This window comes from Planococcus salinus (assembly GCF_003719725.1).
Classification (GTDB): Bacteria; Bacillota; Bacilli; order Bacillales_A; family Planococcaceae; genus Planococcus; species Planococcus salinus.
Map to the genome: position 1 here is coordinate 81678 of NZ_RIAX01000009.1, position 16813 is coordinate 98490.

The window sequence follows — 16813 nt, forward strand, 5'->3', positions numbered from 1 at the left end:
CAATCCCTGTGGCTCCCGGCAGGTGACATGTCTGCCGGATCTTTTCCGCTTCCTCAAAAAACGGCTGCCGAGGCAACCGCGGATTTCTTCCGATGGGCAGAATAATTACTGATTTTCGTCCAGCACTTCTATGGAATGCTTTTCCGCAAACCGCTGTAAACTTTCATCCAACTTGTCCGGCTTGGACTTGACCAGCTTCCAACGAAAACCTTGCTTCAAGTGGATGCGCACAATCCGGTAAAAGCTGAACCGCTTGAATGTCACAGCTTTGATGTCTGGCGCAGCCGCTTTTCTGGTGGAAAGATTTTTCCCGAAACGGGATGTTGTCCAAACCAGCCGTTCATTCCCAACCATCAGTTTGTACTTTGTATTCAGCTGGATTATGCAGTAAATAACCAGCGCTGCACTCACGACAGCCAGCCATGTGTAAAGCGCGCCGCTCATCGACAAGCTGATGAGCAAGACAATGGAAAATGAGATGAGCATGCTGATGTTCGGCAATTTCAAAGGCTGTGTGTGAAATTCTTCTTCCATCGGCAACTGCCCTCCTTTTTTCTTCTTCATTTTTTCTTCATTTTAACACAGTTGTTTTTGTAAATAATTTGATGGAAGCTACTGTAAAACTCTTCACTTTCCTGTCGACATCGAAACGAAACCATTTCCTCTACCTTCCGTAGAATAACAAAAGAGAGGTGACGTGCATGTTCGAAGAAATGAAGATCCGTCATTTTTTAATCTGGTGCTTTGTTGGGTTTGTCGTAGCAATCGTCTGGTTTTTGCAGCTGCCGATGGATGCGTACACGGGTGACTTGATCGTCCAGGTGATCATGTACATCGTTGTACCGGGCTGGTTTTTCGCCTATCATTTCCAGAAACAGCAGGTGCCGCTCAGCCGCGTCGTCTTTGCGAAAGGTGTCAAATCCTGGATTGCGCCGATGCTCGGTGTGGTCGTTTTGCTGATTTTATTTTCCACCGGCATGATGTGGCTGCAGATGCTGGCGCTGCTGCAGGTGGCGCCTTGGCTGGTCGACCTGATCCTGGAGCCGGTTCCGTTGCCGGACAATACGCTTTACCTCGTATTGACCGCCCTCATTTTGTCCGTCATCGGGCCGATCGCTGAAGAGTTCATTTTCCGCGGCCTGCTGCTGAAACGCCTGATCCGAAAGACGTCGATGTGGGGCGGCGTGCTGATTTCGAGTATCCTATTCGGCATTTTGCATGCAGACATCGTCGGCGCTTTCCTGTTTGGCGTCATCGCTTCGCTTCTGTACTTGCGCACCGGCAATCTGTTGCTGCCGATTTTGCTTCACGTGTTCAACAATACGATTGCCGTGCTGCTGATGTTCGTGCCGCCCGATCAGCCTCAGTGGCTCGCGCTCACGGACAGCTCGGACATTTACGCCAACGCCCTGCCGTTTGGGCTGATCCTGTTGGTCAGTTCGCTGGGAATGGCGTGGGTCGTTACGCGTCTGGTGAGAGGGTTTCAAGAAGACAAGAAAGAGCAGGAAGATGTGGTGGTTTGACGTTTGTTGATCGTTGAGATGAAAGCCGTTTGCTGGGGCGAACGGTTTTTTGTTTTTTGGAGATGGGTTTTGGCGAGTTCCGACCTTTCTCGCTTGAATTCCGACCTTCTCGTGATGAATTCCGACCTTCTCGCCTCGAGTTCCGACCTCCGGTGAAATGGGTCCCTCATCCTCGCCGACGCCATTGCGCCAATGAAAAAAGCAGTCCGCCAAAGCGAACTGCTTTTGCTGTCTTAACTTCTCACCAGCCACTCGCTTTTGCTGTGGTCCGTTGCGAGGGGCGGTTCAGCTGTCAGTGAGGATAGTTTATTCCATTGCTCGTCATCCAGCGAAATTGTGAGAGACGCGAGCGAATCTTCGAGTTGCAGGAGGTTTCTGGCGCCGATGATGGGAGCCGTAATGGCTTTGTTTTTTGCGACCCATGCCACTGCCAGGGACGCTGGCGATACGCCCAGTTCTCTGGCATACTCTTGAAAAGCGCTCGCCGTTTCGTAATAAGAAGCGTTTTGGTAACGGGCTGTGTAATTTGCCTGGTCCACAAGCCGCCCGCTGTCCGGCTTCTTATCGATTCCGTATTTTCCAGTCAGAAGGCCGCCTCCGAGCGGACTGTACGAAATCACGCCCAGGTTTTCCGCTTCGGCGAGCGGCAGCAATTCCACTTCCGCTTGGCGTTTCACCAAATTGTACATGGGCTGTATCAAGGCGAAGCTTGCCAGGCTTTTCCGCTCGGATATGCCCAGCGCTTTGGCGATCTGCCAGGCAGCCCAGTTGCTGACGGCCGGATACAGGATTTTCCCCTGCTTTTGCAGGTCATCCAGCGCCTTTAAGGTTTCTTCTATATCGGTGCTGTCATCGAACCGGTGGATAAAGTAAAAGTCGATTCTGTCTGTGTTCAGCCTTTTCAAGCTTTTTTCGACCGACAGGAACAGATGCCTTCTGGAAGCCCCTTTTTGGTTGATGCCGTCTCCTGCCGGCAAGCCGGCTTTGGACGTCAGAACGATTTCATCTCTGCAGTCGGCTATGCACTCCCCCAATATTTCTTCTGCTCTGCCTCCATTGTAGACGTCAGCGGAGTCAAAAAAGTTGATCCCTTCTTCACGGCAGCGATTGAACATTGCTTTGGACGTCTGTTCATCGGCATTCCCGCCAAAAGACATGGTGCCAAAACACAGCGAAGAAACGTGTATGCCTGTTTTCCCGATTGTCCGGTATTCCATTTTTCATCTACTCCTCTGTTATTGATTCACTTCAATACGCGCGCTGATTCGATACCTGCTCCCTGGATGGCTTTCCGGCAATACCCCTGTGCTGTCTTTGAACAGTTTTTCACGGAATGTGCCCTGTTCGTATTCTTTCTTATAGATGCCGCGTTTTTGCAGCTCGGGAACCACCAAATCGACAAAATCCTGCAAACTTTCAGGAGTCACCAGATGTGCAAGGTTAAAGCCGTCAACGCCTGATGCTTCGAATTGGAACTGGATGGCGTCTGCCACTTCAGACGGGTTTCCTACCAGGATGTTGTTTCGGTTCAACGTCTCGAACCGTCCCAGCACTTCCCTTACCGTCAATTTTTGGGGCGCGTCTTTTGTCAGCGATGCTGCGCGGGACTGCCCATGTTCCGTGTGTTTGTATTCAAATGGGCTGTCCAGCTCTTTATACTGGGATAAATCGTAGCCGCTCGAACCGCCATACTGGGCTTTGGCCGCTTCTGGACTCCAATAGCGTGCCAGCTCCCGGTATTTCGCTTCTGCCTGTTCGGTCGTTTCCGCGACGACCACATTGAGAAAAGTGAAGGCTTTGACGTCAGCTGAATTTCGGCCATACCGCTCAGCCCGCCCACGGATATCCTCGATATAAAACTTGATCTTCTCCGGCGTTTCCCCTCCGACAAAGACGCATTCCGCATGTTTCGCCGCAAACTCCCGGCCTTTTTCGGATGTTCCTGCCTGGTAGATGACCGGTGTCCGCTGCAGCGAGGGTTCGCTCAAATGAGGGCCCTGCACCTGGAAATAATACCCTTCATGGTCGATGGTATGGACTTTTGCCGGATCCACCAATTGTTCATTTGCCACATCTGCTGTCACTGCTCCGTCTTCCCAACTGCCTTCCCATAATTTGTACGACACATCCAGAAACTCATCTGCCAGTTGGTACCGTTTGTCGTGCTTGATCATATCGGACAAGCCGAAATTGCGGGCCGCATTCGGCAAATAAGAAGTCACGACGTTCCAGGCGATTCGGCCTTTCGTCAAATGGTCCAATGTGGAAAACCTGCGCGCATTGCCAAACGGCTGCTCATAGGTCGTGCTTACCGTGACGGCAAACGATAAATGCTCCGTCACTGCAGCCATCGCCGGCACGACAAAAGCCGGATCGTTCAACGGCACTTGCACGCCGTCCCGTATCGCAGGGTCCATACTGTCTTCGTAGACATCATATATGCCGAGTACATCGGCAAAAAAGACGGCATCGAATTTTCCTCTTTCCAGAAGTTTCGCCAGCTCGACCCAGTAATCCAGGTCTTTGTAATGGAGATGCCGCTTGCTGTTCGGGTGTTTCCAAAGGCCATGGGAATTGTGCATCGCGCTCGTCATATCAAAAGCGTTCAAGTGGATTTGTCTGGTCATTTTTGAGCTCCCTTTCTATAAATAAGATGAACTAATGATCTGACTCCCTACCTGTCGATATTCCGCAAAACAGCTCCGCTTTCCCGCGGGCTTGCGCCGAACTAACTCGGGCTAACCGCCCGAGTGGATTTCGGCACTTCATCGCAAACGTGTTGGTGGCCCAACACGTTTACTGCTCCCGCGGGAGTCTCCGCTGTTTTGCTCCATCTCTTTAAATATNGGGAGTCTCCGCTGTTTTGCTCCATCTCTTTAAATATAATTAATTAGGTTTCAGATCAATTTGATTGCGACTTGATATTTCCCATCAGTTCATCAAGCGTTTTCTGTAAATCTTCTGCAGCTACTTTTACGGCTGTTGTGACTCCATTCGAGTCTTCTTTCACCGCTTCGTAGACATCTTGCTCATGGTAGAGCTCGGTGATTTTTTTGAACGCTTCCTTGTCTTTGTCTTCAGTACGCACGGCGAACACGCTAATATATGGCCGTGCCGCTTCGCTGTTCGGATCATCATAGATAAGAGCTTCTTCCACCGTCAATCCAGCTTGTCCTGCTATTCCTCCATTAACCAGAGAAGCTGCAACATCAGGCAAGACGCGTGCGGTTTGCTGTGACACCATCGTGTGGAATTCCAATTCTTTCGGATTGCTGATGATATCGTCTGGCGTAGGGTAGATGCCGGCAGCTTCATCTATTTCAATCAACCCTTCCGTTTCCAGCAGTTTTAATCCGCGTCCCAAATTTGCTGGATCATCAGACACACCGATCAGCGAGCCATTAGGAAGTTCGGAAATATCTTGATATTTATCCGAGTAAAGAGCAGTTGGATTAGTAGAAGTGGAACCGATGGGAACAATTCCACTAATGTTGTTTTCCACCATAAAAGGTGCCAGGAAAGCCAAATGCTGAAAATTGTTCATATCGATTTCTTTATTGACCAAAGCATTATTCGGTTGAATATAGTCCGAGAACTCCACCAGTTCAATGTTGATGCCTTCCGCTTCCGCTTTTTCTTTCATAACCTCCCATATGGGGCCGTCCGCTCCTGTCACGCCGATTGTCACTGTTTCCAGCTCTTCTCCTGATGTGCTGTTGCAGGCGGAAAGGAGGATCAATGCAGAAAGTAGTGTTACGAATGATAAAATTGTTTTTTTCATTTTAATTGCTCCTTTGTTAGATGTTTTTGATTACCTTCTTAAAACTGCTTTTGACAAAAAGTTCCCTGTAAATTGTGCGACTTGGACGAGCAGGATCAGGATAACGACCGTGACAACCATCACCGATGTATCAAAACGCTGGTAGCCGTAGGACATCGCCAAATCTCCCAAACCGCCTCCGCCAACTGTTCCCGCCATTGCGGAAAAGTCGATCAAGCCGACCGTGATGAATGTTAAGCCCATGATCAGCGGTCCCAGTGCTTCGGGTATCAGGACACCGAAAATGATCTGTACCGGTCTCGCGCCCATCGCCTGCGCCGCTTCAATGATCCCTGGTTCCACTGATACCAGGTTGTTCTCGACAATTCGTGCGATGGCAAACGACGCAGCGATCGTCATCGGGAAAACAGCGGCCATCGTGCCGATTGTCGTCCCAACAACTTCCCGCGTCATCGGTGTGATGGCGACGAGCAAAATGATGAAAGGGATGGGACGGACAATATTGACGAATAAATTCAAGATGTTGAAAATCAGTTTGTTCTCCAGAATGTTTCCTTCACGTGTCACAAAAAAGAGCAGGCCCATCAAAATACCGAATATACTCGAAAAGATCAGTGTCAGAATGACCATCATGATCGTTTCGCCGGTCGCTTCCACGATTCTCGGCCAAAATGTACTCCACTCAACTCCCATGGTGTGCCACCTCTCTTACTTCAACAATTTCACTGAGTTCTTTTACCACGTTATCTACCTCACTTTTCTCTCCATAAAATTCCACAACCAGACTGCCGAACAATTGGTCCTGCAGTTCATTGATGCTGCCATAGATGATATTGAAGTCGATTTGATGCTTTCTTGTCACGCGGGACAAAAGCGGTTCGCTGGAAGCCTCTCCTGTGAAGACGACCCGGTAAAGCCGGGCAGCGGGCTTTTCGTGCAGCTTTGCCAAGAGCCGCGGAGATAATTTGTCATTCAGCACCGAGCTGATGAAACTCTGCGTGGTTTTCGATTGCGGGTTGGAAAAGATGTCGTACACGTTTCCTTCCTCGATCACTTCTCCGTTCTCCATGACCGCCATCCGGTCACAAATGGTTCGGATGACGTGCATTTCGTGTGTAATGAGCAAAATCGTAATATTGTATTCTTTATTGATTTTTTTCAGCAGATTCAGGATTTCACCGGTTGTCTCGGGATCCAATGCGGAAGTGGCTTCGTCGCATATCAGGATATCCGGCGATGTGGCCAGCGCCCTGGCGATGCCCACCCGCTGCCGCTGCCCGCCTGACAACTGCTCGGGATATTTATCGGCTTTGTCTTCGAGTCCGACGAACTGCAGCAGTTCTTTCACACGGCGGTCGATTTCCTGCTTATTTGTTCTGGTCAGTTTCAGCGGATAGGCGATATTGCCGGAAACCGTACGGGAATTAAATAAATTAAACGATTGAAAAATCATTCCGATTCTTCTTCTCAGTTTTCTGAGTTCATCTTTGGAAATGGAAGAGATTTCGAAATCGTTGACGATGACTTTTCCTGAGCTGGGCCGTTCCAACAGGTTGACCAATCGGATCAATGTGCTTTTCCCGGCCCCACTGAAACCGACAATGCCGAAAATCTCTCCTTTATTGACGGTTAACGAAACATTTTGAACGGCTTGGACCGTCTTGTCTCCTGTTCCAAAAACTTTGCTGACTTCTTCAAATTTAATCACGGCGCTTCTCTCCTTTTTTGCAAACGAAAAGGCATCCCTATTCTGTATGGTTCAGAATAAAGATGCCTTTAGTTGTCTAATCGGCATGGTATTTGGTTTTGGTGTTTTCTTCACTTGGTATCACGCGGAGAGGCGGAACGCTTGGACGGCGCAAACCGTCTTTTCTCCGTTGCATCAATTTGCATAATTTCACCATTATGTACGCTGATCACCACCGATCCGTACTGCAGGTTTTCCAATGTCGAGACAATATGATCTATTTGCGAAGCTTCTATTTTTCCCATCCTAGCTTCTCCTTTCCCTTAATGTAGTCAACTTCACAACTTTCACCGGCAGCTTTTGGTCATCCAATCAGCTTCCGGACATTCCGTTTGGCCAAATAAAATGCCCCTCTTCCATAAGAAGAGGGGCATGAACATATGTCATTTGCTCTTCTTATCTTTCAAGCGCATGCGCTTGCTGGATTTGGCACAGTACTCCATGAGTCTGTTGCCGAAGCTTCAAAGGGCCAGTCCCTCCGCTTCTCTTGATAAGAATGTTTTGCTGTTAAGTTGTAATTTACAATTTACATGCTTTTTCCTGTACTGTCAATATTATTTTGAATTATTTTTATATTCTTTTTTATGGAGGTGATGGATAAATGTTATCACTTCTGCTGTCATGTGGACGCATGAGTTCCGACCAATTTGCGTCGAGTTCCGACCTTTCTCGCTTGAATTCCGACCTTCTCCCCTCGAGTTCCGACCTCGGCAAAACAGGTCCCTCGCCGCCGTCGTCGCCAATAAAAAAGCAGTCCGCCGGAGCGAACTGCCTCTCCTCTATTCTCACTGTTCCTACTGCTCAGCTGCCTGAAAGACTTTTGCCGCGGCCGCTGCTACGTAATCGCTGTTTTGGCCGTCCTGCAGGTCTTCGATCATCATTGCCAGGATGAAGTTCTGGTTTTCGGCGTGATAGGCGACGAAATAGCCGTTGTTCTGGCCGCGTTCCAGGGCCATGCCCGATGTGCCGGCAATCGGGATATTGTTCAGGTTCGCCGACTGGGTATGGCCGTGGACGATGGCATCGCGCAGGCCGTTGCGGATAGTTTCGGCGTTGTCCGCGCTGATCAGATTTTCTTTCCACACTTGCTGGTCTTCTTCATCAAGGAATAAGGTCGGCTTGTACATGACGCCGTCCGTCAAAAGCGGTTCATACATGGACGCCAGGTGCAGGATGTTCGTTTTCATCTGCCCTTGGCCGAATGACGTGTCTGCCAGCTGCCCTTCCGAACCGAGCACACCGTTGCCGGAAATTTGGGACGGGGTCAGTTCGAGTGTGAACGGGATTTCTTCGCCGAAGCCAAATTGCGTCAATCCTTCCACCAACCCTTCACGCCCGATTTCCATCGCTTGCTGGGCAAAGTAGATATTGTCCGTGTAGACGAGTGCTTTATTTAAATCGATGGGGTTCGGCACGTCGTCATGCTGGCGCGTTACGCGGTAGCCGGCCCATGATGAATGGCGCTGCCAGGTTTTGCCGTTGATGGTCAAGCCTTCTGCCGGATCGAGCGTTCCCGCTTCCAAACCGATGGCCGCTGTGATCGGATTGATGGTCGAACCGGGCTCATAGTTTGCCGCAAAGCGGTTGAACATCGGCTCCATCGGATTGTTCGCCAATTCCCGGAAGCGGCTGCCACTGACGCCCATGACAAATTCGTTCGGGTCATAGCCCGGCTTGCTGATGAGGACCAGCGTCTCGCCGGTTTCCGGGTCGACTGCCGCAGCGGTTCCCGCGTCATATCGCATGGCGTCATACGTTGATTTCTGCAGATCGGCATCGATGGTCAACGCGATGGTTTCACCCTGGGCCGCTTCATTTTCCACAGACGTGATCCGTTCGCCGCCTTGCCTTGCTTTTTCGATTTCAATACGGCCGCCCTGCTTGCCGCGCAGCTGGTCTTCCAGCATTTCTTCCAAGCCTTCCCGGCCAATCAGATCATCGGGGCCATACCCCTGGCCTTCGCGGTTTTCCAGTTGTTCCGCTGTGATCGGCCCGATAAAGCCGGAAATATGAGACAGTGACGCCCCATACGGGTATTCGCGCATCGTCACTTCTTTCTGCACGGTACCGGGAATGGCAAAAATCCGTTCGAGCTGCTCCGGGTCATTGCCCGTGATCCGCTCGATCGGCACGTAATGCCCCGGCCGCACCCAGCTTTGGTTAAGCTTATCGTCAATGAATTCCGGTGATACGCCGAGAAGCAGTGCCAGTTCTTCTGTTTTCGTGAAGTTCGCCGGTACGACGCCGATTTCATAGCCTGTGCCATTGACGGCAATCGGACGTTCGTTGCGGTCGACGATTTCACCGCGCAGCGGATCGGTCGTTGTGACATGGACCGTGTCGCCTTTTTGAAGTTCCGGCACGATGAACGATGGATCCCAGGCCACGAACCAGTCTTCACTCTCTCCCTGCGTTTCATGAAGCAGCGTCAAAGTCTTGTCGAATTCAATCGTCCCGATGACCGTATCCATTTGGATTTGTACGGGAAAGTCGGCCAATTCTGAATCCCAGACGGCGTCCTCCTCAGGAGCCGTATAGCTGACTTCGACGTTTTTCACTTCCAGCTGGTCATGCAACTGGTTTTGCCAGTCGATGAACGTTTCCGTGCCATACGCGTCTTTCGACCGCTCATCCAAGTAGCCCTCGAACATGGCGGAAAAATCCGAAGCGTTCCACAGGCTGATGAATTCCTCCAGGCGGTGTTCCGGCGTCTCGTATTGTTCGAGAACCTGCTCTTCCGGCGCCACTTGCTCTGGTTCTTCCTGGCAGCCCGTCAGGAGGAAAATTAATAAAAGAAAAATTATTCCTGTCATTTTTTTCTCCATCCCACGTCCTCCTTTTCTCTCATTTTATCATTGCACAGAATATTAAGATATCATTTATTTAACAAAACCGGGCGCAAGAGTTACGGCTTTTCTGCTGAGTTACAACCGCCAGCAAAGAAAGAAGCCTTTCCCGTTGCCAGGACCGGCTTCTTTCTTTAATTTCTCGGCATAAAAAGCATTACCGCAACACCGAGCAGGCAGATCCCGGCTCCGAGCCAGTCGTAGAAATCAGGGGTTTTGCGGTCAATTCCCCATCCCCAGAGGACGGAAAGGATGATAAAAACACCGCCGTACGCGGCATAGACCCTGCCAAACGACGGAAACAGCTGCAGTGTGGCGATGACGCCGTACAGCGCCAGCATGACACCTCCGACCAGTCCCCAGTAATACGGTTTGCTTTCGCGGAGCCACAGCCAGATCAGGTAACCGCCGCCGATTTCTGCCAAGCCTGCGATGACGAATAAACTGATTGCATACAGCATGGAAACCACCTCTTCAGAAAATCTCTCATTTTAATATGTAACCTTCCATCATCCAGTGTAACAGGAACCGTTGATGTTCGGACGCTAACCGAAAAAAGCACCGCTTCCCAGTTCCGGGAAACGATGCTTGCCACTGATTTTATTATTTTCGCCGCACAGGCATTTCCGTCTGGATGTCTTTCAGAAACGATATGCCCATCAGAATAATGACGAGGGCAAAAGGCAGCGCTGCGATGATCAGCATGTTCTGCAACCCTTGCGTCCCGCCGAAATAAACGACAACGGCAGCGACCGATGACTGAATCAGTCCCCACGTGATTTTCACGGAGTTGGACGGGTTCAATGTGCCATTTGTACTCAGCATGCCGAGCACGAACGTCGCCGAGTCGGCTGATGTGATAAAGAAAATGGCGATAACGAAAATGGTCAGAATCGACATGAATGTGCCGAGCGGATATTCCGCCAATACGCCGAACGTCGATGTTTCCAGTGTAAAGGTGGAAATTGTGGCTGTACCGAGCTGTTCGAGCTGCAGTGCCGAGACGCCGAACACCGAGAAAAAGATGAAGCAGACGAGTGACGGCAGCAGCAGCACGCTGAACATGAATTCTTTCACGGTCCGCCCTTTGGAAACGCGGGCGATGAAGATGCCGACAAACGGTGCCCAGGAAATCCACCAGGCCCAGTAGAAAATGGTCCAGGCGTTGATCCAGCTCCGGTTGTCTTCATTCATCGGCGCCAGCCGCAGACTCATCCGGAAAAAGTCCGTGATATAAACACCGAGTGTGTGCGTGAACATATTGACGATATACATCGTCGGCCCGACGATAAACAACAGGATCAATAATACAGCGGCCAACCCCATGTTAATGTTACTCAGATATTTGATGCCCCTCCCGATTCCGGACCAGGCCGACCAGATGAATAATGCTGTGGCAACGGTCAGCACAATCAACTGGACCATAAAATTATTCGGCGTACCAAACAGGAATGACAGTCCGCCGGTAATTTGTGCGGAACCGAAGCCGAGCGTCGCCGCGACGCCGACCACTGTGGCAAATACCGCCAGCACGTCGATTGCTTTGCCAAGCGGACCTTTCATGAGTTTGTGGCCGAACAACGGCGTCAATGTGGCACTGATAAGACCCGGCGTGCCACGGTGGAATTTAAAATAAGCCAACACCAGTCCGACGATGCCGTAAATCGCCCAGGCATGGATTCCCCAATGGAAAAAAGAATACTTCAGCGCATCCTGCACTGCCTGATTGCTTCCTTCTTCAGCCAACGGACTGCTGGTGAAGGCGTGGGAAATTGGTTCTGCGGTCGTCCAGAAAACCAGTCCCATCCCCATTCCAGCACTGAACAGCATGGCAAACCATGACAGCCGGCTGAACTCGGGAACGTCGTCTTTTTTCCCCAGTTTCACATTGCCGAAGCGGGAGAACATCATGTACACACAGAAAACCAGAATCGCAATGACCAGCAGCAGATAAAACCAGCCAAACCTGGCTGTGAGGTTGCCTGTAACGGTCGATGTAAAGGATTCCAGATTTTCCGGAGCAATCGCGCCCCATAGAACGACAATGATTGAAATCGCAATTGCATACCAAAATACTTGTGTGGCTTTGTTCATATTACACCTCTCATATGGATTAGTTCGAGTTTAATTTCTATTTAACTTTGTCTATACTACCATATTCTCAGCGTATGTCTATTGACAAAAAATGGGCAGGCGTTCTGTCAGCCGCCTGCCCGTTCTGTCCATTTATCTTTCATCAGTGTAGACATCCGCCACCAGTTCGGCGACGTATCCACTGCCGTCATTATCCGCGACATCTTCAATCATCATCGCGATGATAAAGTCCGGATTCTCGGAGTTATAAGCGATGAAGAAGCCGTTGTCCTGTCCGGTGTCTTCTGCTGACGCTTTTGTTTCAGCCGTACCGGTCTTGCCCGCAAGCGGAATATCCGGCAGATTGGCCGCCTGCGCGAAGCCGTCGACCACCACATTGCGCAGGTTGCCGCGCAGCACTTCGGCGTTTTCCGCACTCAGCAGATTTTCCTTCCACACCTGCGCATCTTCTTCTTCCAGCAGCAAAGTCGGCTCATACATGATGCCGTCCGTCAAAATCGGCTGGTACACAGTCGCCAGATGCAGGATATTGGCGAGCATCTGCCCCTGCCCGAATGACGTATCCGCCAGCTGTCCTTCGGATGACAGTGTGCCGTCATTCGACACTTGCGAAGACCTCAAGTCAAGAACAAACGGAACCGCTTCTCCAAAGCCGAAACTCTCCAAGCCGCTCACCAGAGTCTCGCGTCCCATCTCCAATGCCTGCCGGGCAAAATAAATATTGTCCGAATAGACCAGCGCGCGGTTCAAGTCGATCGGGTTCGGCGCTTCCGGATGAAGGCGCGTCACCCGGTAATTGCCCCAGGAATCGTCTTTTTGCCACGTCGGTCCGTTGATCGTCAAACCTGCTGACGGATCGAGCGTACCCGCTTCCATGCCAATCGCTGCGGTGACCGGTTTGATGGTTGATCCCGGTGCATAGGCAGCGGCAAAGCGATTATACAGCGGGTTCAGCGGATCTTCCGTCAACGCCGTGTACTTTTCTCCACTGATGCCCAGCATGAATTCGCTCGGCACAAACCCCGGCGAACTGACGAGCGCCAGCGTTTCACCGGTAGTCGGATCAACCGCGGCACTTGCCCCCGGTTCTCCGCGCATCGCTTCATATGTCGCGTTCTGTAATTCCGCATCAATGGTCAGCGCGATGGTCTCCCCGTCTTCAGCCGGCGTTTCCGCTACTGTGATGGGATCCATTTCCGGCTTCTGAATATAAATCAGCGAGCCGTCCGTGCCGCGCAGCCGGTCTTCCAAATGCCGCTCCAGCCCCTGCCGGCCAATCAAATCGGTTTCGGTGTAGCCTTCTTCTTTCAGTTCCTCAAACTGTTCGCCGGTAATCTGTCCGATGTATCCGACCAGATGCGATAATGCTTCGCCGTATGGATATTCACGCATCTCCGTTTCCTGATAGGTGACACCCGGTATTTGCACTGCCTGACTCAGCAGCTCCTGGTCAGAACTTGAAGCGACTGTCAGCGGTACAAAATGCTCCGGCTGCACCCAGCTTTGATTCAGCTGATTGTCGATATGCTCTTCCGAAACGCCCAACAGTTCAGCCACTTCGGCTTTTTTTGAATCGTCCGTGAAACGCTCCGGCACGATGCCGATTTCATAACCCGTGCCGTTGATGGCAATGCCGCGTTCGTTGCGGTCGACGATTTCCCCGCGCGCCGCTGAAGTTGAGGAAATCCGCACTTCATCGCCTTTTTCCAATTGAGGCAGAATGAACGACGGATTCCATTCCACAAACCAGCCTTCCGTCTCTTCGCGCGTTTCGTGGAGCAGCGTCATCGTCTTGTCAAATTCGACCGGTCCCGCCAGCGTATCCATCGTAATCTGGACCGGGAAATCCGCCGGCTGCTCCGGATCCCACTCCGTGTCTTCCGGTGCTTCCGTGAATGTTACTTCCAGATTTTCGATGGCCAGATCGTTGTGCAGTTTTTCCTGCCGTTCGACAAAGTCTTCCGCCGCATACGCCTGTTTGGTTCCTTCGTTCAAATAATCACGGTACATCTCAGCAAAATCGCCGTCATTCCAGTGTTCTATGTAATCTGCCAACCGCTCTTCCGGTGTCGCCTGCCTGTCCTGGCAGCCCGCCAGCACCATGAGCAGGATAAGAGAAATAACGCCCCATAATTTTTTGTCCATCTCTTTCTCCTCCGTTTCATTTCTTTATTTTACCAGTGAATCGCTGGAGAGAAAACTGAAAAGAGTCAATGTGGCACTGCTGAAGGGACATACGTTTTCACTTTGGCTTCACTTGGCCACTAGCCTGGCGGGATCGATGGCGGTCGGAACTCACGGTCAAAACGTCGGAACTCGGGCACGGGCCGTCGGAACTCGCACCAAACAAGCAATATCCCACCCACAAAAAAGCGGTCCGCCTCTGGCGAACCGCTCCCTCTTCACTTTGATCTGCCAAACGGCTACTGCTTGACGATTTGCCGCAATGCCTGATCGATGGCAGGGTATTTAAAACGGAATCCTTGTTTCAGCAGCCGGTCGGGGAACACCCAGCGGCTTTTGAAAATCAGCTCTGTCTCGGTCCGGATGAAGACAGCCCCCATTTCAAGCAGCCAGGCAGGAGCCGGCAACCCGATTTTGCGTCCCATCGCACGACGCACCTGCTTCATTAATTCCCGGTTGGTGACCGGTTTTGGCGCTGAACAATTGAATACACCGCTCAAGTCGTCGCGCCCCTGCAGGAATAAGATGATCCGGTAGACGTCTTCGATATGGATCCAGCTGAACATCTGGTTGCCGGACGCCTGTTTGCCACCAAGTCCGAAACGCACAAGATTTTCATACGGCGTCATGACACCGCCCCCTTGACCAAGGACGATCGCCAGCCGCAGCGCCACTTGCCGTGTCCGCGGAAGCTGGAAAGAAAACAAGGTTTGTTCCCATGCTTTCCCGACATCGACCGAAAAGCCCCTGCCCAATTCGCCGTTCGCTTCTGTCATCGGCCGGTCTTCGGCATGACGGTAAATCGTGGCCGTGCTGGAATTGATCCACAGAGGCGGCGGATTATAGCATGCCTGTATCGCTTCACCGAGCGTTTCGGTAGTGATGGTACGCGAATTGTAGATCTCCCGTTTGTTTTTTTCCGTGTAGCGGCAATTGACCGACTTGCCGGCCAAATTGATGAGCATCTCCGCCCCTTCCAATGCGTCGATGATGCCGTTTTTGTCGTCCCAACTGATATGCTGCGGCTGCCTTGAAATGATAAGCACCTCATAGCCGGTATCCGTAAACTGCTGCTCCAAATATCGTCCAATAAAACCAGTCCCGCCGGCCAACACCACTTTTTTCTTCATCTTCTTCACCCATTTCCTGTCAGTTTGATACTTACAGGACGACATGAGACGAATAAAAGATGCGTGAATTATCGGTCATCAGATAAAATCCGCCAAAATCGGGATTGGTCGGAATTCACGGTCAAAACGTCGGAACTCGGGCGCTGGCCGTCGGAACTCACCGGCAAAAGGTCGGAATTCGCTCCACCAAAGCAAAACCAACCAAAAAAATAAAAGCAGCCCGCCTCAGCGAACCGCTTTTGTTTCATTAAAACCGTTGATTTGCCAACAGCTCTTTTTCATTGACCTGAGAAATCGTTTCTTTAATTACCCGGACCGCTTCGTCGATGTCCTCAACATGCAGCACTTTTTTCTTTGTTTCATCGTATTGAAGCCCGGTATGCTCGTAGCGGGAGTCGTAGTAATTCTCCAGCAGCAATCGGACCGCCGAAGCGAACTGTCCGGTTTGCAGATCCTCTTCGATCTGCTTGGCGACCGGCGTGTGGATCCGGGACTTGATGCGCTGAAAGGCTTCCATGCATTGCTGTTGATGCTCCCATGGATTGTAATCTTCCAGAATCTCCTGGATTCTTTGTTCCATCGGCATGTCGATGATCAGTTGCACGCTGTGGTCCTTCAAATCGCTCAGGAATGGCGGCACCACCACTTTTCCAATCCGGTTGCTTTCCGCTTCCACAAGCATATACGGCGCGTTTTGCAATTTCCGCATTTGCTGGACAAATAAAGCATCAAAGGTTTTTTGGTTATGCGGCTCGGCGCCGATATGCCCGAAAATGGATCCTTTGTGATTGGCCATCCCTTCCAGGTCCATCACCGGATACCCTTCTTCCTGCAGCCGCTTTAAGATTCTCGTTTTCCCCGTGCCCGTCAGGCCGTTTAAAAAATACACCGGAAACGGAGATTCCTGCCGGTCGAGCTGACCCATCACCCATTTGCGGTATTCGCGGATTCCACCTTCCAGCCGGTGCACATGGACATTCATCAAATCCAGCAGCGTGGCCGTCGTTTTACTGCGCATGCCGCCGCGCCAGCAAAACACCGTTTTCTCTCCTTTGATCTGCTGAAACTGCCGGACAAACTCCGGAAGCTTCGCTGAAATGATCTCAAGGCCGCGCTCTTTTGCCGCCTCCACGCTCACTTGCTTATAAAGCGTGCCGACTTCCGCCCGTTCGGCATCGCTGAAAAACGGGATATTGACACTTCCCGTAATCGAAAAGTCGTTGTATTCAGATGGTGACCTGACATCAATCAGCACCATTTTCTCTTCTTCAATCATTGGAATTAAGTCACTTACTTTAATATTGCTGTACATCATTTTCCCTCCAAAAAGAACATGCCGCTTTTCTTACAATATTAAGTATACACCTTCCCGCGCCAATTGAAGCTTTCAACGGTTTGTTTTCCGGTCCGGCTGAAACCCGACTTCTCCGAACAATGAAAGCAAACCTCAAAAAAACGGAAGCCCCGCAGGAAATTCCGTTTTCTTTGAGGCTGAATTGTCTCTAACC

14 protein-coding genes and 1 riboswitch are annotated in these 16813 nt (G+C 51.0%); of the genes, 1 reads left to right on the forward strand and 13 read right to left on the reverse strand.

What is annotated here, in order from left to right; translation table 11 throughout:
• Nucleotides 1–105 precede the first annotated feature (105 nt).
• Nucleotides 106–534 carry a hypothetical protein gene (locus EEX84_RS12280; RefSeq protein ID WP_123165946.1) on the reverse strand — a complete coding sequence of 143 codons (429 nt, stop codon included), beginning with the start codon at nt 532–534 and terminating at the stop codon, nt 106–108.
• A 167-nt stretch (nt 535–701) separates the two neighbouring features.
• Here EEX84_RS12280 and EEX84_RS12285 point away from each other — a divergent pair, with 167 nt between their 5' ends.
• Nucleotides 702–1523: a CPBP family intramembrane glutamic endopeptidase gene (locus EEX84_RS12285; protein WP_123165947.1), complete on the forward strand. Its 822-nt coding sequence runs from the start codon at nt 702–704 to the stop codon at nt 1521–1523.
• Nucleotides 1524–1756: 233 nt separating this feature from the next.
• On the opposite strand, the gene EEX84_RS12290 is transcribed toward EEX84_RS12285, so the two are convergent.
• The 12 genes from EEX84_RS12290 to mnmH form a co-directional block, all read right to left on the reverse strand.
• On the reverse strand, nt 1757–2740 hold the full coding sequence (locus tag EEX84_RS12290; RefSeq protein ID WP_123165948.1) for an aldo/keto reductase: 984 nt from the start codon (nt 2738–2740) through the stop codon (nt 1757–1759).
• Nucleotides 2741–2758: 18 nt separating this feature from the next.
• A complete protein-coding gene (locus EEX84_RS12295) occupies nt 2759–4150 on the reverse strand; it encodes an LLM class flavin-dependent oxidoreductase (protein WP_123165949.1) in 1392 nt (463 codons plus the stop codon).
• 275 nt (nt 4151–4425) lie between these two features.
• Nucleotides 4426–5304, reverse strand: a complete 879-nt coding sequence (locus EEX84_RS12300; protein ID WP_123165950.1) for a MetQ/NlpA family ABC transporter substrate-binding protein — start codon at nt 5302–5304, stop codon at nt 4426–4428.
• A 30-nt stretch (nt 5305–5334) separates the two neighbouring features.
• The gene (locus EEX84_RS12305; RefSeq protein ID WP_123165951.1) at nt 5335–5997 is read right to left on the reverse strand and encodes a methionine ABC transporter permease; all 663 of its coding nucleotides are present in this window, start codon (nt 5995–5997) and stop codon (nt 5335–5337) included.
• The gene (locus EEX84_RS12310) at nt 5987–7012 is read right to left on the reverse strand and encodes a methionine ABC transporter ATP-binding protein (protein ID WP_123165952.1); all 1026 of its coding nucleotides are present in this window, start codon (nt 7010–7012) and stop codon (nt 5987–5989) included. Before EEX84_RS12310 ends, EEX84_RS12305 begins: the two co-directional genes overlap by 11 nt.
• 110 nt (nt 7013–7122) lie before the next feature.
• Nucleotides 7123–7296, reverse strand: coding sequence for a YezD family protein (locus EEX84_RS12315; RefSeq protein WP_123165953.1), 174 nt, complete (start codon nt 7294–7296; stop codon nt 7123–7125).
• 148 nt (nt 7297–7444) lie between these two features.
• Nucleotides 7445–7548: riboswitch (SAM riboswitch) on the reverse strand.
• 297 nt (nt 7549–7845) lie between these two features.
• Nucleotides 7846–9876 carry a penicillin-binding transpeptidase domain-containing protein gene (locus tag EEX84_RS12320; RefSeq protein WP_123165954.1) on the reverse strand — a complete coding sequence of 677 codons (2031 nt, stop codon included), beginning with the start codon at nt 9874–9876 and terminating at the stop codon, nt 7846–7848.
• A gap of 155 nt (nt 9877–10031) precedes the next feature.
• Complete coding sequence (locus EEX84_RS12325) at nt 10032–10358, reverse strand: YnfA family protein (protein ID WP_123165955.1); 327 nt, start codon at nt 10356–10358, stop codon at nt 10032–10034.
• Between the two features lie 142 nt (nt 10359–10500).
• Entirely contained in the window at nt 10501–11991 is a 1491-nt protein-coding gene (locus EEX84_RS12330) for a BCCT family transporter (protein ID WP_123165956.1), read from the reverse strand.
• Nucleotides 11992–12123: 132 nt separating this feature from the next.
• Nucleotides 12124–14136 (reverse strand): penicillin-binding transpeptidase domain-containing protein, encoded by a 2013-nt coding sequence (locus EEX84_RS12335; protein ID WP_123165957.1) that lies wholly within the window; start codon nt 14134–14136, stop codon nt 12124–12126.
• Between the two features lie 278 nt (nt 14137–14414).
• Nucleotides 14415–15305, reverse strand: a complete 891-nt coding sequence (locus EEX84_RS12340) for a TIGR01777 family oxidoreductase (RefSeq protein ID WP_123165958.1) — start codon at nt 15303–15305, stop codon at nt 14415–14417.
• 247 nt (nt 15306–15552) lie between these two features.
• Nucleotides 15553–16617: a tRNA 2-selenouridine(34) synthase MnmH gene (gene mnmH / locus EEX84_RS12345; protein WP_123165959.1), complete on the reverse strand. Its 1065-nt coding sequence runs from the start codon at nt 16615–16617 to the stop codon at nt 15553–15555.
• Nucleotides 16618–16813 lie beyond the last annotated feature (196 nt).